Annotated in this window: 18 protein-coding genes; 12 read left to right on the top strand and 6 right to left on the bottom strand. The window is 61.7% G+C overall.

Features of this window, described 5'->3' with window-relative positions; translation table 11 throughout:
• Nucleotide 1 precedes the first annotated feature (1 nt).
• The 4 genes from NIBR502773_RS26715 to NIBR502773_RS26700 are packed head-to-tail and all read left to right on the top strand — an operon-like array spanning nucleotide 2 to nucleotide 5,075.
• The gene (locus NIBR502773_RS26715) at nucleotides 2–1,663 is read left to right on the top strand and encodes a bifunctional 3-(3-hydroxy-phenyl)propionate/3-hydroxycinnamic acid hydroxylase (RefSeq protein ID WP_027603544.1); all 1,662 of its coding nucleotides are present in this window, start codon (nucleotides 2–4) and stop codon (nucleotides 1,661–1,663) included.
• Nucleotides 1,660–2,508: a VOC family protein gene (locus NIBR502773_RS26710; RefSeq protein WP_141157359.1), complete on the top strand. Its 849-nt coding sequence runs from the start codon at nucleotides 1,660–1,662 to the stop codon at nucleotides 2,506–2,508. Before NIBR502773_RS26715 ends, NIBR502773_RS26710 begins: the two co-directional genes overlap by 4 nt.
• A 49-nt stretch (nucleotides 2,509–2,557) precedes the next feature.
• Nucleotides 2,558–4,036, top strand: coding sequence for an aldehyde dehydrogenase family protein (locus NIBR502773_RS26705; protein WP_027603542.1), 1,479 nt, complete (start codon nucleotides 2,558–2,560; stop codon nucleotides 4,034–4,036).
• Nucleotides 4,037–4,094: 58 nt separating this feature from the next.
• Entirely contained in the window at nucleotides 4,095–5,075 is a 981-nt protein-coding gene (locus NIBR502773_RS26700) for a helix-turn-helix domain-containing protein (protein WP_141157358.1), read from the top strand.
• 16 nt (nucleotides 5,076–5,091) lie between these two features.
• Here NIBR502773_RS26700 and NIBR502773_RS26695 read toward each other — a convergent pair whose 3' ends face one another.
• Nucleotides 5,092–5,715 (bottom strand): TetR/AcrR family transcriptional regulator, encoded by a 624-nt coding sequence (locus NIBR502773_RS26695; RefSeq protein ID WP_027603540.1) that lies wholly within the window; start codon nucleotides 5,713–5,715, stop codon nucleotides 5,092–5,094.
• Between the two features lie 150 nt (nucleotides 5,716–5,865).
• On the opposite strand from NIBR502773_RS26695, the gene NIBR502773_RS26690 reads away from it, so the two are divergent.
• The 6 genes from NIBR502773_RS26690 (at nucleotide 5,866) to NIBR502773_RS26665 (ending at nucleotide 14,515) form a co-directional block, all read left to right on the top strand.
• Nucleotides 5,866–7,077, top strand: coding sequence for an efflux RND transporter periplasmic adaptor subunit (locus NIBR502773_RS26690; protein ID WP_092359146.1), 1,212 nt, complete (start codon nucleotides 5,866–5,868; stop codon nucleotides 7,075–7,077).
• A gap of 18 nt (nucleotides 7,078–7,095) precedes the next feature.
• Complete coding sequence (locus NIBR502773_RS26685; protein WP_115489039.1) at nucleotides 7,096–10,257, top strand: efflux RND transporter permease subunit; 3,162 nt, start codon at nucleotides 7,096–7,098, stop codon at nucleotides 10,255–10,257.
• 1 nt (nucleotide 10,258) lies between these two features.
• On the top strand, nucleotides 10,259–11,710 hold the full coding sequence (locus tag NIBR502773_RS26680; RefSeq protein WP_141157357.1) for an efflux transporter outer membrane subunit: 1,452 nt from the start codon (nucleotides 10,259–10,261) through the stop codon (nucleotides 11,708–11,710).
• Nucleotides 11,711–11,823: 113 nt separating this feature from the next.
• On the top strand, nucleotides 11,824–12,759 hold the full coding sequence (locus NIBR502773_RS26675) for an ornithine cyclodeaminase family protein (protein ID WP_141157356.1): 936 nt from the start codon (nucleotides 11,824–11,826) through the stop codon (nucleotides 12,757–12,759).
• Nucleotides 12,756–13,889, top strand: coding sequence for an FAD-binding oxidoreductase (locus tag NIBR502773_RS26670; protein ID WP_141157355.1), 1,134 nt, complete (start codon nucleotides 12,756–12,758; stop codon nucleotides 13,887–13,889). The genes NIBR502773_RS26675 and NIBR502773_RS26670 overlap by 4 nt, the downstream gene beginning before the upstream one ends.
• Complete coding sequence (locus NIBR502773_RS26665; RefSeq protein ID WP_027603534.1) at nucleotides 13,889–14,515, top strand: transcriptional regulator; 627 nt, start codon at nucleotides 13,889–13,891, stop codon at nucleotides 14,513–14,515. Before NIBR502773_RS26670 ends, NIBR502773_RS26665 begins: the two co-directional genes overlap by 1 nt.
• A 184-nt stretch (nucleotides 14,516–14,699) precedes the next feature.
• Here the strand turns inward: NIBR502773_RS26665 and NIBR502773_RS26660 are convergent, their stop codons facing one another.
• The 3 genes from NIBR502773_RS26660 to NIBR502773_RS26650 all read right to left on the bottom strand — a co-directional run bounded on the left by NIBR502773_RS26660 (nucleotide 14,700) and on the right by NIBR502773_RS26650 (nucleotide 20,290).
• Nucleotides 14,700–16,799 carry an Ig-like domain-containing protein gene (locus NIBR502773_RS26660; protein ID WP_141157354.1) on the bottom strand — a complete coding sequence of 700 codons (2,100 nt, stop codon included), beginning with the start codon at nucleotides 16,797–16,799 and terminating at the stop codon, nucleotides 14,700–14,702.
• Nucleotides 16,760–19,276: a hypothetical protein gene (locus NIBR502773_RS26655; RefSeq protein WP_141157353.1), complete on the bottom strand. Its 2,517-nt coding sequence runs from the start codon at nucleotides 19,274–19,276 to the stop codon at nucleotides 16,760–16,762. Before NIBR502773_RS26655 ends, NIBR502773_RS26660 begins: the two co-directional genes overlap by 40 nt.
• A 237-nt stretch (nucleotides 19,277–19,513) precedes the next feature.
• A complete protein-coding gene (locus NIBR502773_RS26650; protein WP_141157352.1) occupies nucleotides 19,514–20,290 on the bottom strand; it encodes an ABC transporter substrate-binding protein in 777 nt (258 codons plus the stop codon).
• 263 nt (nucleotides 20,291–20,553) lie between these two features.
• Between NIBR502773_RS26650 and NIBR502773_RS26645 the strand changes: the two genes are divergently transcribed.
• The gene (locus tag NIBR502773_RS26645) at nucleotides 20,554–22,236 is read left to right on the top strand and encodes an AMP-binding protein (protein WP_141157351.1); all 1,683 of its coding nucleotides are present in this window, start codon (nucleotides 20,554–20,556) and stop codon (nucleotides 22,234–22,236) included.
• Nucleotides 22,237–22,290: 54 nt separating this feature from the next.
• Here the strand turns inward: NIBR502773_RS26645 and NIBR502773_RS26640 are convergent, their stop codons facing one another.
• Together NIBR502773_RS26640 and NIBR502773_RS26635 are read right to left on the bottom strand one after the other, a co-directional pair.
• Entirely contained in the window at nucleotides 22,291–23,565 is a 1,275-nt protein-coding gene (locus NIBR502773_RS26640; protein WP_027603531.1) for a glucarate dehydratase family protein, read from the bottom strand.
• Nucleotides 23,562–24,929, bottom strand: a complete 1,368-nt coding sequence (locus NIBR502773_RS26635) for an MFS transporter (protein WP_141157350.1) — start codon at nucleotides 24,927–24,929, stop codon at nucleotides 23,562–23,564. Before NIBR502773_RS26635 ends, NIBR502773_RS26640 begins: the two co-directional genes overlap by 4 nt.
• A 106-nt stretch (nucleotides 24,930–25,035) precedes the next feature.
• On the opposite strand from NIBR502773_RS26635, the gene NIBR502773_RS26630 reads away from it, so the two are divergent.
• Complete coding sequence (locus NIBR502773_RS26630; RefSeq protein WP_027603529.1) at nucleotides 25,036–25,938, top strand: LysR family transcriptional regulator; 903 nt, start codon at nucleotides 25,036–25,038, stop codon at nucleotides 25,936–25,938.
• Nucleotides 25,939–25,998 lie beyond the last annotated feature (60 nt).

The following is a 25,998-nucleotide window of genomic DNA, read 5'->3' as shown; positions in this document are numbered from 1 at the left end:
AATGACAACCCTGAACAGTATCAATACCCGTGTCCTGATCGTCGGTGCCGGCCCTACCGGGCTGACCCTGGCCAACCTGCTGGGCCAGGCCGGCGTGGATGCCTGGATTATCGACAGCAAACCGGGCACCGTCACCGAGCCTCGCGCGGTCTCGATCGATGATGAGTCGTTGCGCACCATGCAGGCCATGGGCTTGAGCCAGGCGGTGCTGGCGGACGTGGTGGCCGGCTATGGCGTGCATTACTTTACGCGCCCTGGCGGGCGGTGCTTCGGCAAGGTCGAACCCAGCGGCAAGCTATACGGTTTTCCCAAGCGCAATGCGTTCCGCCAACCGCTGTTCGAAAGCACGTTGAGGGCCGGCCTGCAGCGTTTCGCTTGCCTGACTGCACGCTTCAGCCACGAACTGCTGGAGTTCACCCAGGACGAGCACGGCGTGCGCGCGCTGGTCGTGGACGCCAACAAGGAACTGCTGGAAGTGCAGGCCGACTACCTGATCGCCTGTGATGGTGGGCGCAGCCCGGTGCGTAAACAGCTTGGGATCAATATGGTCGGCTCCAGCTTCGCCTCGCGCTGGCTGGTGGTGGACACCGATCAGGACGATGACCCGTTCTGGCAAACCCGCGTGTACTGCGATGCGCGCCGCCCGATCGTCGAGGTCCCCGGCCCGCATCGCACGCGGCGCTTCGAGTTCATGCTCAAGGACGGCGAAAGCGACGCGCAGATGCTCAGCCAAGCGCGATTGCAAGCTTTGCTACGCCCGTTCAAGGGCGATGCACCGCTCTCCATCGTGCGTAAAACCGTGTACACCTTTCACGCCCGCATCGCCGAACGCTGGCAAGTCAACCGTGTGTTGCTCGCCGGTGACGCGGCACACCTCACGCCGCCCTATGCCGGACAAGGCATGAACAGCGGCGTGCGCGATGCCCATAACCTGGCCTGGAAACTGATCGGCGTACTGACCGGGAAAATGGCCCCGGCCGTTTTACTCACCTACGAAAGCGAGCGCCGCGATCACGCGTGGGCATTGATCAAGCTCGCGCTGAACCTCGGGGTGGTGATGGCGCCCGCTACCGTGCTGCGGGCGCGATTGATCAGTGGTGCATTCTCGCTGATCGGGCGGGTACCGCCGCTGCGTGACTACTTCCTGCAGATGCGCTTCAAGCCAAAACCACGGCTGCGCCAAGGCCTGGTGCTCACCGCCGGTGCCGCGGGCGGCGTGCGCAGCGGGCAGATGTTCCCCCAGCCCAGCCTCACCGACAGCCAGGGCACTGAACGTCTGCTCGACGATTACATCGGTGCAGGTTTCGCCCTGGTCCAATACGGAGACCCTCATCGCGAACGCCTGGATCAATTGCAACACCCGCTCTGGGCGCACTTGGAGGTGAAGCGGATTCTGATCCTGCCAGGTTCCGTCAGCAAGCCGCCTGCCCTGCCGGGCTGCACGGTATTGCACGATCACGCCGGGGCGCTCGAGGCATTGCTCGGCGCCAGCGCCAGCTTCTTCCTGCTGCGGCCTGATCGCTACATCGCCGCGATTTTCCACAGTGCCACCGAGACAATCACTGCCGAGGCCTTGCAGTCCTTGCTGGGTGCCGTGCCCGCGGGCGATCGCACGCCCCGACCGTCCATCACAACGCCCGTTACGCTCGAGAGGTGCGTATGAACACATTGCAAACGTCCACCCCGGCTCGCCTGTGCTACTTGCACCTGGCGAGCAAAGACCCGCAACGGCAGATCGACTTCTATCAACGCATGATGGACATGCAGGGCCAGCCTCAAGCCGACGGCCACTGGCTACTCAGGGGACCTAATCGCGCCATGCTGCTCTCCCCGGCCGAGCACAGCGGCCTGCTGGCGGCGGCGTATGACCTGGCATGCCCAGAGAAACTCGCCATGCTGTACCGCCGCCTGCGCGAGCGCAACTGCACCACCGAAGACATCAGCTCGCCACTGCTCGCCCCGGGCGCCTTTGCAATACGCGATCCTCAAGGTCGCCAGACGATTTTTGGCGTATCCCAGGCACACACCCATGCCACCCCACCCGGCATGCCCGGCCGCCTGCAGCATGTGGTGTTCCAGACCACCGAGCTGGAAGCGATAATTGAGTTCTACGTCAACACCGTTGGCTTCACGGTGTCCGACAGCGTGGTCGACCAACAGAGCGGCCTGTTGATGGTGTGCTTCCTGCGTTCGGACGATGAGCACCATTCGCTGGCGTTCTTCCGCGGCTCGAAAAACGAGTGGGATCATCACTGTTACGAAACCAATGAATGGAATGACATTCGAGACTGGGGTGATCGCTTTGCCAAGGAGCGCATCAGCATTTTCTTTGGCCCCGGTCGTCATGGGCCGGGCGACAACCTGTTCTTCATGGTGGTGGATGCCGATCGCAACCGGCTGGAGTTCTCGGCGGAGCTGCAAATCACCGAAGCGAGCGACCCTCCTGGCACTTGGCCGCAAGAAGAACACACCCTCAATTCCTGGGGCCGCGCGTGGATCAGAACCTGAGCCCGTCTCGCTCTGAAACCACGTGCCCCACTGACCCAAAGGTAAAACCATGACTGCCCAACGCCCAACCCCTTACGCCCTCAATGGCGACCAGTTCATCGACGGCACCTGGCACACCGGTCGTTCCTCAGCACGGCTGGACGATCGCAATCCTTTCAATGGCGAGACATTGCTCGAAATGCCCCTGGCCAGCGTTGCCGACCTCGACGCGGCCTACGCAGCAGCACAACGCGCGCAAACCCCGTGGGCGCAGTTGCATCCAACCACACGGGGCGCCCAGCTGGAAAAGCTCGCTCACGTCATCCAGCAACGCCGCGAAGAGATCATCGACTGGCTGATTCGCGAGTCCGGCAGTACCCGTATCAAGGCGACCATGGAGTGGCAATTCACCCTGAACCTGGTGCGTGAATGCATTGCGCTGCCCATGCAGGTGGAGGGGCGCATCCTGAGCAGCTACAAGCCCGGCGAACAAAGCTTCGTGTTCCGTGAGCCGCTCGGGGTGATTGGGGTCATCAGCCCCTGGAACTTCCCCCTGTACTTGAGCATGCGTTCGGTGGTTCCGGCGTTGGCACTGGGCAATACGGTGGTCCTTAAACCGGCCAGCGACACGGCCGTGACCGGCGGCCTGCTGATTGCGCACCTGTTCGAAGAAGCGGGTTTTCCCGAGGGCACGCTCAATGTAGTGGTCGGCGCCGGCTCGGAAATCGGCGATGCCTTTGTGGGGCACCCCGTTCCCAGCCTGATCTCATTTACCGGGTCTACCGATGTCGGGCGCAATGTCGGGCGCATCGCCACCGGCGGCCAGCACATCAAGCGGGTCGCCCTGGAGCTTGGCGGCAACGCGCCGCTGGTGGTGCTCGATGATGCGGATATCGACCTTGCCGCGCATGCAGCAGTGGTCGGACGCTTCCTGCATCAGGGCCAGATCTGCATGAGCGTCAATCGGGTGATTGTGGACCGTTCGCTCTACGCCGACTTCAGCGCGTTGGTGGTGGAGCGCGTGCGCAACTTGAAAACCGGCAACCCTAACCTCGCCGATACAGTGATTGGCCCGGTGATCAACCGCAGCCAGTTGGACGGCCTGCTGCGCAAGGTCAATGCCGCCGACAGCGCGAGCCTGAAGAAACTGCACGGTGGCCCGGCGTCCGGGCTGGTGCTGCCGCCCCATGTATACGGGGATGTCCCTTTCGACCACGAACTGGCGCACGATGAAACCTTCGGGCCCTTGCTGCCAATATTGATCGCCGACAATGAGGCACATGCCCTGACCCTGGCCAACGCCAGCGAATATGGGCTGTCCAGCGCCGTGTTCAGTAAAGATATGGCCCGCGCGCTGAATTTTTCCCGTGGCATCGTGGCTGGGATGACGCACATTAACGACATCACTGTGGACGACCAGCCCAATGCCCCGTTCGGCGGCGAAAAGAACTCCGGGCTGGGACGCTTCAACGGTCACTATGCCCTGGATGAATTCACCCGTGCGCACTGGGTGACCTGGCAAGCCGGGAGCCACCACTACCCCTTCTAGGAAACAGGGTGGGCCCACCCGGTGTGGCCCACCCCATAACAATAAAAAGAGGCGAACCATGAGCAATCTAGCCTGCGTTTCTACCGATCAAGTGATGCGCTCCGACCGCCTGATGAAGTGGAAGGAGTTTATGAGTGATAACCTCGGCCGCACGCCGGAGTACATCAAGCGCCTCGAGTCCACCTACATCGAACCTTTGCACGATGCCGATTTCCAGGGCCGCCTGGAATACGGCGATCTTGGAAAACTGCGTTTTTGCCGCATGACCGCCAGCGCGCACCGCTATTCCCGTCACCTGAGCAAAGCAGTCGAGGCACCCGATACGTCACGCATGTTGATTCTGCAAACCGCCGGCGTCAGTCATTTCCAGCAAGGCAAGCACAGCAACGCCTTGGCGCCCGACGAGTTGCTGGTGGTTGACTGCGCCCAACCATTCAACGTCAGCAGCCCACAAGGCTGTGAGCACTTCATCCTGTTGTTCAACGAAGGCGCCGGGCAGGCACTGGACGCTGACGACCCGCATATCAGCGCACGCAACGGGCTTGGGCGGATGTTGATGCACCTTATCGTTGACGCCTACAGCCAATATCCGCTGCTGAACAGCCAGTCGGCGGCGCTGATCGGCGACAGTATCGTCGGGCTTTTGAACAATGCGCTGGGCAACAAGCAGGAGGAGAAGAAGCTCGAACACGACTTCCGTCACTACAAGCAGAACCGCCTCAAGCGCTATATCGAACTTCACCTGGCCGACCGCGACCTGAGCATCGAGCGCATCGCGTTTGCCGAACACTGCTCCGTGCGTAGTCTGCATCGGGCATTCCAGGACGAATTCGGTTGCAGTGTCAGCGAGTACATCTGGCAACGCCGCGTGGCGCGCTGCGCGCAAGACCTACGCAACCGTGACCTCAGCCATCGCTCGCTCACCGACATTGCTTACGCCTGGGGCTATGGCAGCAGCGCTCACTTCAGTCGCCATTTCAAGGCAGCATTCGGCATGCCGCCCAGGCTCTACCGTGAAACGGCCAGCGCCGCCCAATGAGCCAGGCCGCGTTTCCCTAGGGGACAACGCTGTGAGGCCCGAGCGCATAGCCCGCCAGAAAGGTATCCAGCGCACGACTTACCGCTGCTCGTATATGGGCGGTCGAAGGCTTGCGGTTGACGCCCAACAGACAAGGAGTGACGGTCTCCGAATCCAACAGTGCCATCAGGTGGCAGGCTGCGACCTCCGGGTCGCACGGCCTGAGCTGGCCCGCCTCGATCCGGCGCGTCAGGAAACTGGCCACTTCGCGCATGCCTTTTTTCGGGCCCCGCTCGTAGAACCGCAAGCCGATGTCACTGCGACCCGACTGCGCGATGATCGCGCGGCGTGCCTGAATGGAAGCTTCCAGGCACAACACGGCCAGGGTGCGCTCGCCGAACTGCTGCAATGCATGCCGCAAGTCATCATGGTCCTTCTGCAACGCTTCGAAGATGGGCTCCAGGAAACGCTTGGCCATGCCATGCATGACCTCGACAAACAACTCCTCCTTACTGCTGAAGTACCCGTACAACGTCCCCTTTGATCCGCCCACTCGCGTGGCGATCTGCGTCATGGACGCACCATCAAAGCCGAACTCCAGAAAAACCTGCGCTGCAGCCTCGACGATGGACTCGCGTTTGGCTTCAGTCTTGACTCGCATAACCCTTGCTCCACTGCTTCCACAAACGCCCGGATGATACCCCAGGGGCGTTCATCCCGGTTGACGGCGCAAATTTACCTCAATACATTACCGTACGGTACGGTATTTAAATAACTAATCCGCTTCCTCCTTCCCGCCCTGGAGAATGCCTTGCGCCCGCCCCTGACTTACTTCTTAAGCTTCTTCGCAGCCTGTACTGCTGCTTGCTTTCTCACCGCCTGCGGCAAGCCGCCGGGTGGTCCTCCACCTGCACAGGGCAAACCGACCGTGGGGGTGATCACCGTGCAACCCCGGCATCTGGCGCTGACGACACAACTCCCCGGCCGCACCTCAGCGTACCTGGTCGCGCAGGTACGCCCGCAAGTTGCCGGGATCATCAAGACTCGCCTGTTCAAGGAAGGCAGCGATGTCACTGCAGGCCAGGCGCTGTATCAAATCGACCCGGCCACCTACAAGGCCACCCACGACAGCAATCTAGCAGCGCTCGCCAAAGCGCAAGCAACCCTCAAGACTGCGCGGCTCAAGGCCGAACGCTATAAGCAATTGCTGGCCATCCAGGCGGTCAGCCAACAGGACTACGATGACGCAAGCGCCTCCCTCGGCGAGGACGAAGCCCAGGTAGCATCAGCCAAGGCTGACGTTGAAAGCAGCCGTATCAATCTGTCTTACGCCCGTGTGGATTCACCGATCTCCGGGCGCATCGGCAAGTCGAGCGTCACCCCCGGCACACTGGTTACCGCCAGCCAGACCACGGAACTGGCGACGGTCCAACAGCTGGATCCCCTGTACGTCGACCTCTCCCAATCCAGCACCGCGCTGCTGCAACTCAAACACGCGATGGCCCGAGGCGAACTGCAAAAGAGCGGCGCCAACTCGGCCAAGGTGCAATTGCTGCTTGAAGATGGCAGCGCTTATCCGCACGAGGGCACCCTGGAATTCTCGGATGTCACCGTGGACCAGAACACCGGCACGATCACCTTGCGGGCGGTATTTCCCAACCCCGACGGCGACCTGCTGCCCGGCATGTATGTGCGCGCGATACTGCAGGAGGCCGTCAAGGAAAACGCCCTGTTGGTGCCCCAGCAAGCGGTCTCCAGGGATGGTGCGGGCAAGCCGTTCGCCTATGTCGTCGACAGCGAAAAAAAACTGCAGCGTCGACCACTACAGACCGAGCGGGCAGTAGGCGATCAGTGGTTGGTGCAGGCCGGACTTGAGCCGGGGGACCAGCTTGTAGTCGACGGCCAGCAAAACGCCGCGCCGGGCCTGGAGGTGAATGTCACACCGTGGGTAACCAAACCGACTGACGACGCCTCCCACGTTGCCCCCCCTGCGCCAGCCATCAAGGCCACCGCGTCAAACTGACCTGCGAGAGAGCTACTCATGGCACGTTTTTTTATTGATCGCCCGGTGTTCGCATGGGTGCTGGCTATTCTCGTGATGCTGGCCGGCATCCTTTCGATCCTCACGCTGCCGATCGCGCAGTACCCGGATATCGCGCCTCCCGCCGTGGCAATTACTGCCACCTATCCCGGCGCGTCGGCCAAGACACTGGAAAACACGGTCACCCAGATCATCGAGCAGAAGATGAAGGGGCTGGACCGGTTGAGCTACATGTCATCCACCAGTGAGTCCTCCGGTTCGGCCACCATCACACTCACGTTCGAGAACGGCACCAACCCCGATACCGCGCAGGTGCAGGTTCAGAACAAGCTCGCGCTGGCAACACCGCTGTTGCCGCAAGAGGTGCAGAACCAGGGCCTGACGGTGACAAAGTCAGCGACGAACTTCCTCAATGTCCTGGCGTTTACTTCCGAGGACGGCAGCATGAGCGGCTCCGACCTCTCGGACTACGTGGCCGCCAACGTGCAGGATGCGATCAGTCGGGTTGAAGGGGTGGGCGACACCACGCTGTTTGGCTCACAGTACGCCATGCGCATCTGGCTCAACCCCGACCAGTTGGCCAACTTCAGCCTTACGCCAACCGATGTGAAAACCGCGATCCAGGCGCAGAACGTCCAGGTCTCCGCCGGGCAGTTGGGCGCCCTCCCCGCTACCAGCAACCAGCAGATCAACGCGACGATCACCTCGCAGACCCGCCTGAGAACGGCGAAAGAATTCGAAGACATCCTGCTGCGCACCCAGACTGATGGCTCTCAGGTGCGCCTGCGTGACGTTGCGCGCATAGAACTGGGCAGTGAAAGCTACACCAGTGCCGGACGTTACAACGCCAAACCCGCTGCGGGCCTGGCTATCAAGCTCGCCGCGGGTGCCAACGCCCTGGACACCGTCAAGGCGATAGACGCCCGGGTGGCAGAGCTTGAGCAATTCTTCCCGCCCGGCATGGCCGTGCAAAAGCCCTATGACACCACGCCCTTCGTGCGTATTTCGATCGAGGAGGTCGTACGCACCCTGGTTGAAGCCGTGGCACTGGTTTTCCTGGTGATGTACCTGTTCCTGCAAAACTTCAGGGCCACGCTGATTCCGACGATAGCTGTACCTGTGGTGCTGCTCGGCACCTTCGGCGTGCTCGCGACGTTCGGTTTCACGATCAATACGCTGACCATGTTTGCCATGGTACTGGCCATCGGTTTGCTGGTGGACGATGCCATTGTCGTGGTGGAAAACGTCGAACGGATCATGGCCCAGGAAGGGCTATCGCCGAAGGAGGCCACTCGCAAGTCAATGGGCCAGATCACCGGAGCCTTGGTGGGCGTCGCCCTGGTGCTGGCCGCCGTATTTGTGCCGATGGCGTTTTTCAGTGGTTCCAGCGGCGTGATCTACCGACAGTTTTCCATCACCATCGTCTCGGCCATGACGCTGTCGGTACTGGTAGCGCTGGTGCTCACACCCGCCCTGTGCGCAACGTTACTCAAACCCATTGAGCAAGGCCATGGCGCTGCTACCACCGGTTTCTTCGGCTGGTTCAACCGTTCGTTTGACCGAGGCAACCTTGGCTACCAAGGCATCGTGCGCCACATCGTGGGCAAGGGTTGGCGGTACATGCTGGTGTACGCCGTGGTGCTGGGCGCGGTGGTCTTCGGCTTCATGAAGTTGCCGGTCGGCTTCCTGCCCGATGAAGACCAGGGCACCCTGTTCGTACTGGTGCAATTGCCACCCGGTGCGACAGGCGCGCGTACCGATGAAGTCATTCACCAGGTCGAGCAACACTTCCTGGTCGATCAGAAAGATGCGGTCTCCGGCGTGTTCACAGTGTCCGGCTTCAGCTTTGCCGGCAGTGGCCAGAACACCGGCCTGGCGTTCGTCAAACTCAGGCCCTGGGATGAGCGCAAGGGTGACGCGCTCAGTGTGTCTGGTGTGTCCAGCAAAGCCATGGCTTACTTTTCGACGCTCAGGGACGCACGGGTATTTGCGTTCGCCCCGCCGGCCGTGGCGGAGTTGGGCAATGCCACCGGCTTCGACCTGATGCTGCAAGACCGCGCCAACCTTGGCCACGCAGCCTTGATGAGTGCGCGTAACCAACTGCTCGCCGAGCTCGCAAAAGACAAGCGCCTGGTGGCGGTGCGGCCCAACGGCCAGGAAGACGCGCCTGAACTGCAGCTCGAGATTGACCCGGACAAGGCCCAGGCACTGGGTGTGTCGATCGCCGATATCAATGACAATTTCTCGGCTGCCTGGGGCAGCAGTTACGTCAATGACTTCATCGACAAGGGCAGGGTCAAAAAGGTCATGCTGCAGGCGGATGCCACCTACCGCATGCTCCCCGATGACATCAATCGCTGGTACATCCGCAACAGTGACAGCGGCATGGTGCCCTTCTCTGCCTTTTCAAAGGCGGTGTGGGCCTCGGGGTCGCCACGGCTTGAACGCTATAACGGCGTCCCGTCCGTAGAGATATTGGGCATGGCCATGCCTGGAGCCGCGTCCAGCGGCGAAGCACTGGCGATCGTGCAAGACGCCGTTGCCAAGTTGCCGACCGGCATCGGCTACGAATGGACTGGCCTGTCGCGCCAGGAAAAAGCCTCGACCGGCCAGACCGGCTTGCTGTACAGCCTGTCGATCCTGTTCGTGTTCCTGTGCCTGGCCGCACTGTATGAGAGCTGGGCGATTCCATTGTCAGTGGTGCTGGTGGTACCGCTGGGGGTGCTGGGGGCCCTGGTCGGCGCAATCCTGACGTGGAAAATGAACGACGTGTACTTCCAGGTCGGGATATTGACCACCATTGGCCTCGCCTCGAAAAACGCCATCCTGATCGTGGAGTTCGCCAAAGACCTCTACGCCGGTGGTCAGAGCCTGGTGGATTCAGCACTCGAAGCCGCGCGCATGCGCTTGCGTCCGGTACTCATGACGTCCCTGGCATTCATTCTTGGCGTGTTACCGATGGTATTGGGCAGCGGCGCGGGGGCCGGTGCACAGCACGCGTTGGGCAGCGCAGTGATCGGCGGCATGCTCTCCGGCACGCTCCTGGCGATTGTCTTTGTTCCACTGTTTTTTGTACTGGTGATGCGCCTGTTCAAACCAAAAACCGTTGCGCCGACATCCACGCAATCCCCTGCCCAACCAGCCCCAGCACAAGGTCTCTGATATGCAACGGTTTACACGTTCTGTACTGGTAGTGGGGGCTCTGTTGAGCGGTTGCAGCCTGATACCGGCCTACCAGCCTCCACCCTCGCCCGTCCCGGCGACGTTCCCCGAAGACCAGGGCGTAGTGCCCACCGTGCCGGTCGCTGACCTGGGCTGGCGCGATGTGTTCACCGACCCGCCCCTGCAAAAAGTCATCGAGCTGGCCCTGGCCAACAACCGCGATCTGAGGGTGGCGGTGCTCAATATCGAAAAGGCCCGCGCCACCTACCGCGTTCAAGACGCGGCGTTATTTTCCAGCGTCGATGCCAGCGGCAGCTCCAGCGCCAGCCGCACACCGGCCGATCAATCCCAGACGGGCCAGGCCATGGTCACGCACAGCTACAGCGCGACGCTGGGCTTCAGTGCCTACGAACTGGACCTGTTTGGTCGCTTGCGCAGCCTCAGCGCGCAGGCACTCGAGCAATACTTCTCCACGGCTGAGAATCGCCGAAGCACTCAAATCAGCCTGATCGCGGAAGTCGCCACGGACTACCTCACACTGGCGTCCGACCAGGACCGACTCAAGCTGGCGCACGATACGCTCACCAGCCAGCAAGACAGCTACGCACTCGACCAGCGCATGTTCGACCTGGGTTCATCTTCCGCCCTCACCCTGAGCCAGGCACAGACCAGCGTCGAAACGGCACGCGTCGATGTGGAAAAATATACCGCTCAAGTCGCCGAGGACCTGAACGCATTGCGCCTGGTAGTCGGTGCCGATCTGCCAGCCGCGCTGCTGCCCAAGACCCTGCCCGAACGCTCGACAGCCGAAGCGAGCCCTTTGGCCAACATCCCGCCCGGCTTGACCTCGGACCTTCTGCAACGCCGCCCCGACATACTCAAGGCCGAGCGCGACCTGAAGGCCGCCAATGCCTACATCGGCGCCGCCCGTGCGGCGTTTTACCCAAGCATTACCCTCACGGCTTCGGCGGGGACTTCAAGCGCGAGTTTGTCGAACATGTTCAAAGGCGGTTCGGGAACCTGGAGTTTCGCGCCGCAACTCTCGCTGCCGATCTTCGATGGCGGTACCAACCAAGCCAACCTGGCCAGCGCCACAGCGGATCGAGACATCTATGTAGCGGACTACGAGAAGGCGATTCAAACGGCGTTTCGCGAAGTCAGCGATGCGCTCGCGCAACGCGGCACACTGGGGCGCCAGCTTGATGCACAGCAAGCGCTGGTAGATGCGACCGCCAGAAGCTATCGGCTGTCACAGGCACGCTTCAGTCAGGGGATCGACAGTTACCTCACGGTATTGGACTCGCAACGTTCGCTCTACACCGCGCAACAGGACCTGATCGGCACGCAGTTGTCGCGCCTGACAAACCTGGTGACCTTCTACAAAGTGCTTGGAGGAGGATGGGTCGAAACTCGCGGGGCCGTGGTCGCCAAGGTGAGCTCAGTGACAAACTGACCACCGTTGCTTCTAACGGAGGGGAGAAGGTCTGCAGATTTTTTGCGCCCAGTGGTTGCCCAATAAAACTAAAAGTCCATAATGGACAAATTAGTTTAATTTGGAAGTTCTCCATGTCCAGCCCCCCTTTTGTCATCAACCAGGCCCAGGCCTGCGAATTGCTCGCCCAAGTCGATGTACCGCAGATCCTGCGCGCGCTGTTCCGCGCCCTGGCCGCCGGGCATGCGGTGCAACCGGCGCAGCAGTTAGTGGAGTTCCCCCACGGCGCGGGCGACTTCATCAATTACATGGGCGTGCTGGCTGCAGAGGGGGTGTACGGGGTCAAGACCTCGCCGTATATCGTGCGCGAGCAAGGGCCGCTGGTAACGGCCTGGACGCTGTTGATGTCGATGCAAACCGGCGAGCCCCTGTTGCTGTGCGATGCCGCCGAGTTGACCACCGCGCGCACCGCAGCGACCACTGCGCTGGCGGTGGAGGCGTTGGCCCCGCAGGCGGCACAGCGCCTGGCGATCATCGGCAGCGGCAAGGTGGCCCAGGCGCATCTGCACTACGTGAAAAACCTGCGGGACTGGCAGAACATCAGTGTGTTTTCGCCCAGCCTGGCCACTGCCAATACCGACGCCATCAAACGCCTGGATCCACGCTTGAGCGTCGCCGACAGCTGCGATGCGGCGGTGGCCGACGCCGATGTGATCCTGCTGTGCACCTCATCGGCCGGCCCGGTGATCGACCCGTCGCGCTTGAGCAAGCCGGCGCTGATCACCTCGATCAGCACCAACGCCCCGCGTGCCCATGAAGTGCCGCCCCAGAGCCTCAACGCCATGCAGGTGTTCTGCGACTATCGCCAGACCACCCCCGGCTCGGCCGGCGAGATGCTGATTGCCGCTGAACAGCACGGCTGGGACAAGAACGCGATCGTCGGCGACCTGCCCGAACTGCTCAGTGAGCAGGTACAGCGCCCGCCCTATGACCGCCACGTATTTTTCCGTTCCATCGGCCTGGGCCTGGAAGACATCGCCCTGGCCAATGCCCTCTGGAGACTGTTATGAGCCATGCCGACTTCATCATCATCGGCGGCGGCATTGCCGGCGCGTCCACGGGTTTCTGGTTGTCGCCCCATGCCAAGGTGCTGGTACTGGAGCGTGAATCCCACCCGGCCTATCACTCCACCGGACGCTCGGCCGCGCTCTACACGGCGGCGTATGGCACCCCGCAGGTGCGCGCGTTGACCCAGGCCAGCCGCGCGTTTTTCGATAACCCGCCGCCAGGTTTCTGCGAGCACCCGCTGCTGACGCCACGCGGCGAAATGACCGTGGACTTCAACGGTGACGCCGCCGAATTGCAGGCCCAGTACCTGAGTGCCAAGGCCACGGTGCCGCAGGTCGAACGGCTTACGGCGGATGAAGCCTGCGCGCGGCTGCCGATCCTGCGCCGGGAAAAAGTCCATGGCGCGCTGTATGACCCGACCGCCAGCGACATCGACACCGACGCCCTGCACCAGGGCTATCTGCGCGGTATCCGGCGCAATCAGGGCGAAGTGCGCACCGACAGCCATGTACTGGGCTTGAGCCGTGACAGCGCGGGACTCTGGCACGTAAACACCCAGGACGGGACCTACAACGCGCCCATCATCATCAACGCCGCCGGCGCCTGGGCCGATCATATCGGCGGGCTGGCGGGCGCCGCGTCCATCGGCCTGCAACCCAAGCGGCGCTCGGCGTTTATCTTCGCCGGCCCCGAAGGCGTGGACAGCCATGCCTGGCCGATGCTGGTGGCCCTCGACGAAGCCTTCTACATGAAGCCCGACGCCGGCATGTTCCTCGGCTCGCCGGCGAATGCCGATCCGGTGGAGCCCCAGGATGTACAGCCCGAAGAGCTGGACATCGCCATGGGCATCTACCAGATCGAAGAAGCCACCACCTTGAACATCCGCCGCCCGACGCGCACCTGGGCCGGCCTGCGCAGCTTTGTGCATGATGGTGATTTGCTCAGCGGCTTCGACCCGCAGGTGCCCGGCCTGTTCTGGGTGGCGGCGCAAGGCGGTTATGGGATCCAGACCTCCCCTGCCATGGGCCAGGCCAGTGCGGCGCTGGTGCGCGGTGAAGCGTTGCCGGAGGCACTGACACGGTTCGGCCTCGACGCTGGTATGCTCTCCCTCGCCCGCCTGGAGCCCCATTGATGAACAGCGCCGAACACGAAAAAGTCCTGCAGAATTTCCGTGCGATTGCCGATGCAATCGCCACGTTGTTCTTCCCCCATGCCGAAGTGGTGCTGCATGACCTGCGCACGCAAAAAGTCGATTACATCGCCAATAACCTGTCCAAACGAGGCATTGGCGACGACTCGGCGCTGGAGGACATGCTCAGCGCCGACGTCAGCGACGTGAATATCGGCCCCTACGAAAAGCTCAATTGGGACGGCCAGAAAATCCGCAGCCTGAGCACCGTGCTGCATGACCACACAGGGCGTCGGCTGGCGGTGCTGTGCATCAACCTGAATATCTCACTGTTCGAAAACGCCAAGGCCGCGCTGGACCTGTTCCTGTCGCCGAGCAAGCTGATCCCGCAACCGGACTCGCTGTTTCGCGATGACTGGCAGGAGCGTATCAACACGTTCCTGCATGCCTGGATGCGCGAGCGCCAGCTGAGCCTGAACCTGCTCACCCGTGACCACAAGCGCGAGCTGGTGCTGGCCCTGCATGCAGAGGGGGCGTTCAAGGGCAAGAGCGCCTCGAACTATGTGGCCAATGTGCTGGGCATGGGGCGGGCTACGGTCTACAAGCATTTGAAGGAGCTCAAGGGCTGATCGAACACCGCTGATCAAATGTGGAAAGGGCGGTGCAGCGATTCGACTTGCCCTGATGCCAGTCAGTTAAGAAGTAGAAAGGGTAAAAAGTAACCTGTGGCGAGGGCGCTTGCTCCCTCGCCACAGATAAAGTGCTCGACTTTAACTGACGGGTATTCCCACGCGGAGCGTGGGAATGATCATATTATGAAGACTGTAAGCACCAAGCCCACCGAACCGTGCCTTGTGTCGCACATCCGACATCGTTCCATGCCCGGCGCCATAGAGCCCTGTTCGGCTCATTGCAGCCTGTCTCCAGGCACAACCAATACTCGCCATCTGTCGGAATGGGCCAAGTCGTTACCGGACCGTAGGCTTTCACCATTTCATCAATCCCACCGTAAAAACTCATTGCCCTGCCCCCTGGCAGCGAGTTACGCCACGCAATAGCTTGGGCGTAATTCACACCGCTCGAGTACTCACGCAAGTAATACACATTGCTGACGGTAACGTTATACGACACGGTGCTGCCTGCCTGATCCCTCACATCAATTGTCGTACTGCCATTGGCAACCCCTCTCACTTTCCCTGCCGCCGTTACCGAGGCGACAGCAGAGTTGCGTGAACTGTAGGTATAAGGTGGACGGCCGCCGGTGGCCGCGCGAGTTTGGTTATTACCTGCATAATCCCCGGCAGGTTGTCCCCAGAACGCAATGATCGCAAATCCGTTCAAGTTCATTGTGGTTGGATCAATTCTCAAGGGCGGATAGTTCACTAACGTGTAAGTCGTCGTCGGGAAAGTAATCACATCGCCAGGGCTCACGCTGCCATTGAGCGTCACCTGGCTCCTCACATGGATCTGCTGGTTATTGGGCACGGACTCCAGCCAACTGCGCACCACCGTTTTATTCGTCAACCCGTACGCCGCTTCGGTATCCGTGATCTCCACGCCATTGAGCACATACAGGTCGGCGACTCCCGCACTACTGCAGATAATCCACACCCGTTGCCTGCCAGCAATAAAAGGCCATCTCCCCAGGGCTGCCCATGCATTGCCGGCAAACGTGTTCAGGTCCAGCGTCCCGCCGTTAGGTATGTTATGAATGACCGCCCGAGGCAGGTTCGCCGCGGGGATCGGCGTCACCGTCACCGTTACCGTTCCGGAAGGCTTGGTCTCACTGCCACGGGTCACTTCATACCTGAGCGTAAATATTCGGTTGCCGTTACCGATATTGGCAGCGATGGCGCTCGCCGGAATCGGGAAATCAACGCTGCCGCTCGTGCTGCCGTCCTTGGCTGGGAGGATGGGAGAACCTGCGGCGCCGTTGCCGAGCATGATGACTCTGATGCTATCGCTGGTGAGCATACCGGTGTAGCTCACCCGGACCGTGCCCCCATTCAAGGCGCTCAATGGGGCCAGGGTTACCGAGGCTCCACTGCCTGAAGCCTGGAGCAGCACGGGCAGGCGCAGGTCTCCGAGTGCCGAGCGCACGATGTAGGTGGACGTGGGGAATTCCTGGGCGGTGGCCTCGACAGCGCTGCCGTCAAAACTCACGTTGCACGTGACAGTGATCTGCCGGTTATCCGGCAATGCCGCCAGCCAACTGCGCAGTACCGCCTTGTTCACCAGGCCGTTCGCCGCTTCCGACGAAGTGATCGCCACCCCGTCAAGCACCGGCAAATCATCTACGCCGACGCTGCTGCACCTCAACCACACCCGTTGTCCCTGAGCACTCAACCGCCACTTGGCCAACGACGCCGTCGCGTTGCCAGTAAAGGTATTGAGGTCGAGTGTGCCGTTATGGGCGATGCCGTTGATCAGCGGTCTGGGCAAGTCCGACTCGCGCAGGGTTTGAACGGTCAGGGTCTGGACAAAGGAATCTACCTCGTCACCGTTAATAACGGCGATATAGCGCAAGGTGATTGTTTTACCCACGCTGTCGGCCAGGATCTTCTGGCTGATGGCGAAGTCGACGCGACCGCCATCCAGGCCATCCTTGGCGGCAATAGTGGCCATGCTGCCGTCGGGGTAGATCCACTGCAAATGAATGCGGTGCGTGCCATTCATCCCGTCGTAAGCCACCGTCACCGAAGCGGTGTTCTCGTAATCCAGCGGGTAAATACTCAGGGTCGGGGCAACCCGGTTGGCGAACGCCGGGGCCGGTAACGTCGAGGGAATGGCCTGCACGATATGCTCGCGTACGCCAAACAGCACCGCCTGATCCAGGCTGAAACTTTCAGACAGGGTGACCCAGAAGCGGATGGTCAGCCGCGAGCCGTCCCTGAGCCGGCGCAGTTTATCCACCGGCGCAGGGGGGAGATGCCGTTGACGACACCGGTCTCGGTCACCAGATTGGCCGTGTAGGTGTTCTCGATAAACGACGTGCCATCGTCAAACGTGCCCTCGTAGGTCATCCACATGCGCTGGTTGGCCGCGATGAAACTCCACACCGAAATACGCGTACGCGTCGCGTCGGTGAGCAGGGACAGTTGCAGTACCATGCTGTCGCCGATCCCGTCGAGGGTCGGTGTGGGCAACCCGGTCAGCGGCAGCAATTCCAGGCTCAGGACATCCGAGTCATAGGGAATGGCACCGCGGAAAAAATGGTACTGCACGCTGATGCGGTTGCCATCTTCACGAATACCTTTGGCGATAACCTCCCTTGGAATGGGCACGCTCACCTCGTGGGTGGTGGGGTTGCCCTGCACTTCCGTGGCGTAGCTGCCATGGCCGTCCGGGCTGAGCCAGTCGATAAAGATCCGATCGGTGGCGTGCATCGGCCGGAATTTCACCACCACGGTGGCCCCCGACAAGGCCGCCAACGGGTCGAGGCGATCCGGAAAGCGTTGGGCTTCGGCGACTTCCGGACGGTCCAGGACCACCCCCACGCCAACGCTGAGGTTCAGCACCTCCGAGCGCAGGATCTGCCGTGGCGGCCCCTTGCGTTCCAGGCTGTAACTGATGCGCAGGCTGCCGTTGAGGTTGAAGTCCAGGATGGTACGGGTCACCGGGAACGTCAGTGGCACGCCTTCGGTCGCCGCATTGACCAGGATGGTGCCATTGGCCGAGCCGCCCAGGGCCGAGCCGATGCAGCTCCAATGGTATACGTCGCCCTCTCGGGCACCGAGATAGGGCAAGGTCAGCAGTACGGTGGGGCCGACGATGTGGGCGGGGTTGATGTTGTTGCCTTCGGTGCCTTGCAGTTGTGGCGGCGGCAGTTCAGCGACACGTTCACCCACCTGGGCCCCCACCTCCACCGATTTGCGTGTGTTTTTACCGTCGGTGACCACGTAGTAAAAATAGATGATGCCCCGGCCGTTGAACCGTTGCAGATCCGCCTTGCTCACATGGCGACTGCCACCCTGGGGCCCCGCCAGTTGGGACTCGACGTAGGTTTCGCCACCGCCGCCGGGGACCCGGTGTTCGATGTACAGGGTCTCGAGCCAGTCCGGGTTATGAGGCTCATAGAACGGCAGGGTGACGTCGATATCGTGGTCGGGGTCAATCAGGCCCAACTCGATCGGGTTGATCGTCACCCCAGGCATCGACACCGGCGTGCCGATCACGGTGACGGTGATGCTGCCGGACTGGCCGACGAAGTCGCCGTCGGCGTCTTTAATCACGAACGAAACCCGGAAGGAACCGCCGACTATTTGCTTGATGATGTCGCCATCAACGGGAACCTCGGTCACGTATACGTTGGTCGCGTTCCTGAAGGGAACGGCAAACTCCCGGGTCGAGCCATCCGCCAGCGTGGCATACAGCGTGACGAACACCTGGTGGGGCGGATTGGGTGCGGGCAACTGGCGGCCCGTGAAACACGAGACTTTAAATACCGCATCGCCCTGGGTATCGATGTCGACCTGCTTGAGGTCGACATCGTCCACCAGGAACACCGGGGCTTCAATCAGGCTGGGGTCCAGCTCGCTGACCAGGAAGTAAGACTTGGAATACTGGTACTTTTCCCCGGAGAAGTTCTCCACCACGTCCTGTACCCGAAAGCGCAGGGTCAGGGTGCCCAACAGCCCGCCCTGGAGGATGATCGCCTCACTGACGAAAATCCGGATCGGCCCGCTGCCCGCCGCCTCGGCCGGGCTGACGATATGCGTGACGATGACGCCATCCCAAGACAACTCGATGCGGTCGTTCTGGCGGATATGTTCATACCGCTCAATCAGGCACCACACGCCAGCACCGGCAATCAATCGGTCGATCGTCGAACCTTCGGGCAGGCCCTCGACCGTCATGACCAGGCCGGTGTGCCAGGCGCTGCCCGGGTCGACGTCGGTGCCGCCGGGGCGAGTGGTCTTGATCAGGAGGGTTTGCAGCGGCGAGGTGCTCTCCTGGAAGGTACCTGCCCGCAATACCCGGCCGTACATCGGCACTTCGCCTTCAGGCACATGCTCCTCTGGCACAAATAGATCGTAACGGGGCAGATCGTCGAGGACGATGTCTGCGGCCACGGCATTGAGCAGGTCATCGAGGTAGAGCGCGTAATAGTCGTACTCCGACCAGAGGCGCCACTTTTCAAAGATGAAATGCGCATAAGGACGCACATGACGAATACCCAGGCCGATGGGGGCGTTTTCAGGGTACAGGGAGGCGTGCAGTGAAATTGACGGGTAGGCGGAATACGGCTCGTCGAGGTTTTCGACCCGCTGGGGGCCTGTCGTCTGCACCGCGGCAGGCGTAAAGGGAACAAGCTCTTGGGAGGGCACCGGGGTTGGGGTGTCATCCATCGAATGACACTCGCAGGCTGGATCAACGGGTCGGTCGGACATGAAAGAGACTCCTTGCTAGAGGGTGTGCGCGAATAAAAGGGCGCGTTCAGGCAAGGAAAATCAGACACCCGGTGGGGAGGGGCGTCTAGCTGTCAGAATTGACAGTGGCGACGAGTGGTTGCCGGGGTTGACCTGCAAGAGCCTGCACACTTGAGCGCGTGCAGGCAGCGTCGGCAGGTGTAACTGACCCACCGCCATCGGGGTGCCCCCCTCCCATATTGTGCCCGCGCAGGATGCTCAATCGCCGTAGATGTCGGCCTTGAAGTACTGCTGTGAAATCTTCTGGTATTCCCCACTGGCACGAATGCCGTCGATGGCGCTGTTCAGTTCGCTGACCAGCGCGGTATTGCCCTTGCGCACCGCGATCCCGGCGCCCTCGCCCACGTATTTCGGGTCCTTGAGTTCCGGTCCGACAAACCCGTAGCCCTTGCCCCGAGGCATCTGCAAAAAGTCATTCAAGGGAATGGTGTCGGCAAAGATTGCATCCAGCCGGCCTGCCGCCAGGTCCATGTAGATCTCTTCGTTATTGCTGTAGCGCTTGACGTTGATGCCCTTGGGTTCGAACACTTCGGTGGCGTAACGGTCGGTGGTGGTGGCGCGCTGCACACCCACGGTCTTGCCCTTGAGGCTGGCGTACTGGTCGTCCACCACGGCACCGTCCTTCATCACCAGGCGCGAAGAGGTGAAGTAGTACTTGTGGGAGAAATCCACCGACTTCCTGCGATCTTCATTGATGGTCATGGACGACAAGGCCATGTCGATTTTCTTCACCTTGAGGGAAGGAATCAGGCCGTCGAATTCACCTTCGACCCACACACACTTGACCTTCATCTGCGCACACAGCGCATTGCCGATGTCGTAGTCGAAGCCGACGATCTTGCCCTCTTCGGTCTTGGACGCAAATGGTGGGTAAGCCGCTTCGATGCCGATGCGCAGGGTTTTCTCGGCGGCCAGCAGCTGGCTGGAGGCGATCAGGCCCAAGGCCAGGGCGGTGATGAGAGGGAGTTTCTTCATGGTCGTGTCTCGCGAGTTGTTATTGGTTTTGGCAAGCGTGAAGAAAAAGCTGGAGCAGGTATTTTGTACTTATAATTCCATACTGGACTTTTACGTACAACCCGTCAATCACTCCTCGCCAGCCCTTATCGCCCATGACTTTTTTGCACAACGCTCCGGTGTTTTTGAGCGTTTTGCTCTTATTTATGCGTGCCTATACTCGGTCCAGCCTCTCGGTGCACCCGAGGGGCCAGTCCCCACAACAATAATTAAGGACACCGACCATGACCCAGTCCTTCCTGGCTGCCCGGGATTTCCTGCTCGCGCACCGCACCGACTACGCCACCGCCGCCCGGGATTTTCGTTGGCCACAGCTGAGCGAATTCAATTGGGCCCTGGACTACTTCGATGCCATGGCCGAGGGCAATGCCGCCGACGCGCTGTGGATCGTCGAAGAGGACGGCAGCGAGCAGCGCTACAGCTTCCAGCAACTGGCCGCGCGTTCCAACCAGGTGGCCAACCACCTGCGCGCCCTCGGCGTGAAGCGTGGCGAACGCGTGCTGCTGATGCTCGGCAACGATGTGGCGCTGTGGGAAACCATGCTGGCGGCCTTCAAGCTCGGCGCCGTGGTGATCCCCGCCACTGCCCTGCTCAACCCGGTTGACCTGCACGACCGCATCGAGCGGGGCCAGGTCCGCCACTTGGTGGTGGGCGCGGCGCATGTCGGCAAGTTCGAGGGCCTGGGCGAGGGTTGCAGCCGCGTCTGTGTGGGGGCGGCGCCTACTGGCTGGGTCGCGCACAGCGCCGCCTTCGAATACCCCGAGCGGTTCGAGATCGAGGGCCGTACCTTGGCCACGGACCCGATGCTGCTGTATTTCACCTCCGGTACCACCTCAAAACCGAAGATGGTGCTGCACAGCCACCAAAGCTACCCGGTCGGCCACCTGTCGACCATGTACTGGATCGGCCTGCAACCCGGCGACCTGCACCTGAACATCTCCTCGCCGGGCTGGGCCAAGCATGCCTGGAGCTGCCTGTTCGCACCGTGGAATGCCGGCGCCTGCATTTTTATCCATAACGTCGCGCGGTTCAGTGCCCAGGCATTGCTCGGCGCGCTGGAGAAGTACAGGGTAACCAGCCTGTGCGCCCCGCCCACGGTGTGGCGCATGCTGATCCAGGAAGACCTGGCCAGCTACAAATCGCGCCTGAACCTGCGCGAACTGGTGGGCGCCGGTGAACCGCTGAACCCGGAGATCATCGAGCAGATCCAACAGGCCTGGGGCCTGCCCCTGCGCGACGGCTTCGGCCAGTCGGAAACCACCGCCCTGGTCGGCAACACGCCGGGCCAGTTGCTCAAGCCAGGCTCCATGGGCCGCCCGTTGCCGGGCTACCAAGTGGCTCTGCTGGACGCCGACGGCGTGCCGGGCAACGAGGGTGAAGTCGCCCTGCCCCTGGATATACGCCCACTGGGCCTGATGCTCGGCTACGAAGACAGCCCGGAGAAAACCGCCGAGGTGATGCGCGACGGTTACTACCGCACCGGCGACACCGCGCAGATCGACGCCGACGGCTACATCACCTTCGTGGGGCGCGCCGACGACGTGTTCAAGGCCTCCGACTACCGGATCAGCCCCTTCGAGCTGGAAAGCGCACTGATCGAACACCCGGCGGTGATGGAAGTGGCCGTGGTGCCCAGCCCCGATCCGTTGCGCCTGGCGGTGCCCAAGGCGTTCCTGATCCTGGCCCATGACGCCCCGGGCAGTGCCGAGCTGGCACGCCACATCCTTGAGTTCGCCCGCGAGCACCTGGCGCCCTACAAGCGGGTGCGGCGGATCGAGTTTGTCAGCGAATTGCCCAAGACCATTTCCGGCAAAATCCGCCGGGTGGAGTTGCGGCAGATGGAGGTGGTGCGACGCCAGAGTGATACACGGGGTGAACAGGAGCACTTCGAAGAAGATTTCAGCTGAAAAAAAGCCCGGCGGCCGCTAAAGGTTCCACCGGGCAAAACGAAGCGACCAGCTTCAGAAACGCGGTTTGACGGTCTTCCAATCCGGTTGATAGCGCTGCATCTGCTTCACGTCGTCGCGCTGGCGAATACCGCAGCTGAGGTATTGGTCATGCAGCTTGCCCAGTTGATCAGGGTCCAGTTCCAGGCCCAGCCCCGGTGCGCGGGTGATCTTCACGCAGCCGTCGACGATCGGCAGTTTGCCGCCCTTGATCACTTCTTCGTCCGGTTCTTGCCAGGGGTAGTGGGTATCGCAGGCGTAGTCGAGATTGGGCACCGACGCGGCCACGTGGGCCATGGCCATCAGGCTGATGCCCAGGTGTGAGTTGGAGTGCATCGATACGCCCAGGCCAAAGGTCTGGCACATCTTCGCCAATACCTGGGTGTCGCGCAGGCCGCCCCAGTAATGATGGTCGGCGAGCACGATCTGCACGCTGTCCAGGGCCACGCTGCGGCGGAACTCGTCAAAATCGGTGACCACCATGTTGGTCGCCAGGGGCAGGCCGGTGCGTGTGTGCAGCTCGGCCATGCCTTCCAGGCCGGGGGTCGGGTCTTCGTAATACTGCAGGTCATCGCCGAGCAGTTCGGCCATGCGAATCGAGGTTTCCAGGGACCAGTTGCCATTCGGGTCAATGCGCAGCGGCACGCCGGGAAAGGCCTTTTTCAAGGCCTTGATGCACGCCACTTCATGCTCAGGGTCCAGCGCACCGGCCTTGAGCTTGATGCTTTTGAAGCCATAGGTGTCGATCATCCGCCGCGCCTGGGCGACGATCTGTACTTCGTTGAGGGCTTCGCCCCAACTGTCGGGTTTATAGGGCGAGTCGATGTGTTCGGCATACTTGAAGAACAGGTAGGCGCTGAACGGGATCCGGTCGCGGATCGCGCCGCCCAGCAGGTCCACCAGCGGCACATTCAATGAGTGCGCCTGCAGGTCGAGAAACGCCACCTCGAACGCCGAATAGGCATTGCTCACTGCCTTGCTCGCATGGGAACCGGGGGCCAGTTCGGCGCCGGCAATGCTCGCGGGTTTATGCGCCGCCACGGTGGCCTGCACGATGGCGCGCAGTTGGTTAAGGTTGAACGGATCGAGGCCGATCAGTTGGTCCTTGACCTGTTGCTGGATCGCCAGCGCCGGGGCATCACCGTAGCTCTCGCCAAGGCCGATGTAGCCGGTGTCGCTCTCGATTTCGATGATCGAGCGCAGCGCGAAGGCTTCGTGGATACCGCTGGCGTTGAGCAGCGGCGGATCGCGAAACGCGATGGGGGTGACGGTGACGCGGACGATTTTCAAGAGGCGGCTCCCTGTGGGCCTGGACGCAAGGCGTGATGATGAGTAGTCGGTTTGGAGGTGGGGGGCACACCGGGCCGTGGTGCGGTGCGCGCAAAGAACACCACCACCGCGGCCACCAGCGAGGTCGCGGCCAGGCCGTACAGCCCGCCTTCAATCGAACCGGTGGTCTGCTCCAGCAGGCCGAAGGTGGTGGGTGCAACAAAACCGCCGAGGTTGCCGACCGAATTGATCAAGGCAATCACCGCCGCGGCGATGCGCGCATCCAGGTAACCCTGGGGGATCGGCCAGAACAGCGCCGAGGCGGCCTTGAAGCCAATCGCGGCAAAACAGATGGCGACAAACGCAAACACCGGCCCGCCGGTGGTGGACATGAACATGCCGACGGCGGCGATCACCAGCATCAGCGCCACCCACGCCTGCTGGTGTTTCCACTTGCTCGCCAGGGCGGCGAAACCGTACATGGCGACGATGGAAATCAACCACGGGATCGAGTTGAACAACCCCACCTGGAAGTCGCCCAGGTTGCCCATTTTCTTGATCATGCTCGGCAGCCAGAACGTGGCGCCGTAGATGGTCAGGGCGATGGAAAAGTAGATAAAGCAGAACAGCGCGATCTGTTTGTCGGCCAGCAGCTTGAACATCGACGGCCGCACGCTCCGGGTGGCTTCGCGGGCCGTTTGCTCAAGCGCGATGGCCGTCACCAGCGCGTGTTTTTCTTCGTCGCTGAGCCACTTGGCCTGATGGGGATGAGATTGCAACCAGAACCATACAAACCCGCACAACAGGATGGAGGCAAAGCCCTCGATCAGGAACATCCACTGCCAGCCATGCAGGCTCAAGCCGCTGACGTTGAGCAACGCCCCCGACACCGGCCCGGAAATCACCGAGGCGATGGCCGAACCGCTGAGGAAAATCGCCATCGCCTTGCCGCGCTCGGCGGCCGGCAACCATTGGGTGAAGTAGTAGATGATGCCGGGGAAAAAACCGGCTTCGGCCGCGCCGAGCACGAAGCGCAGGATATAGAAACTGGTTTCGCCTTTGACAAAGGCCATGGCCATCGCGGCCGCGCCCCAGGTGAACATGATGCGCGTCAACCAGGCCCGTGCGCCGTAGCGCTGCAGCAACAGGTTGGACGGTACTTCGAAGGTGGCGTAACCGATGAAGAACAGCCCGGCGCCCAAACCATAGGCGGCGGCGCCAATGCCCAGGTCGGTCTCCATATGGCTGCGCACAAAGCCGATATTGACCCGGTCGATGTAATTGACGATGAACATCACCACGAACAACGGCAGTACATGGCGCTTGACCTTGGCGGCTGCGCGGGCGAGCACGCTCGGGTCGGGCGGATTCTGGACGGTATCCAAGGGCAACTCCCACTCATTGTTTTTTTAGGGACGCCCCGATGATGGACGCCGGGGATTGTTCCCGTCTAATCTAACTTGGCATTCGATTGATACCTGGATTAGATCAATGTTCGAACTGACGCAACTGCGCTGCTTCACCACCGTGGCCACCGAGCTGAATTTTCGCCGCGCCGCCGAACGCCTGAACATGACCCAGCCGCCCCTCAGCCGGCAGATCCAATTGCTCGAACATCACCTGGGCGTGGAGCTGTTTACCCGCACCACCCGCAGCGTGGCCCTCACCGCCGCCGGGCGCGCATTTTTCATCGAAGCCCAGAACCTGCTGGAGCGCGCCCAGCAGGCGGCCGTGACCGCACGGCGCTTTGCCGAGGGCGATATCGGCACGGTGAATATCAGCTTCGTCGGCAGCGCGGTGTATGAGTTTTTGCCCAGGGTGATTGCCGAGGCACGGCTCAAGCAGCCCCAGGTCAGGATCGACCTCTCGGAGATGAACACCTACCAGCAATACGAAGCCCTGCGTGCGCGGCGCATCGACCTGGGCATCGTCCGCGCGCCCCTGCTGGAACCCGGTTATGCCACCGAATGCCTGGTGCGCGAGCCCTTTGTGCTGGCGGTGCCGAGCAGCCATCGACTGGCCAGCGCCGACAGCGTCAGCGTCCACGACCTCGATGCCCAGCCGTTCCTGATGTACGCCCATGCGGCCTACCCGCCATTCAACGAACTGCTCACCGGCCTGCTGCGCTCGGCCCGTGTCGCCCCCGAATATGTGCAGTGGCTGGGCTCGTCCCTGACCATCCTGGCCTTGGTCAACGCCGGCATGGGCTTGGCGCTGGTACCGCGTTGCGCCAGCAGTGTGGTGTTCAAGAACGTGGTGTTTCGCGATATCGACCTGGGCGAAGGCGCACAGAGTGAACTGCACCTGATCTGGCGCGAGAACAATGACAACCCGGCATTTGCGATGTTGCTGGAGGGGATTCGCAGTGCGGTGCGTGACGGGTGGGCGGACTGACTGCAGGAGCAGGCTTGGACGACATCAAGGCCTTGCTGCAATCCATCCATCGCCACCAAA

Source organism: Pseudomonas sp. NIBRBAC000502773, from assembly GCF_006517195.1.
Taxonomy (GTDB): domain Bacteria; phylum Pseudomonadota; class Gammaproteobacteria; order Pseudomonadales; family Pseudomonadaceae; genus Aquipseudomonas; species Aquipseudomonas marginalis.
This window is presented reverse-complemented; position numbering and strand designations above follow the sequence as displayed.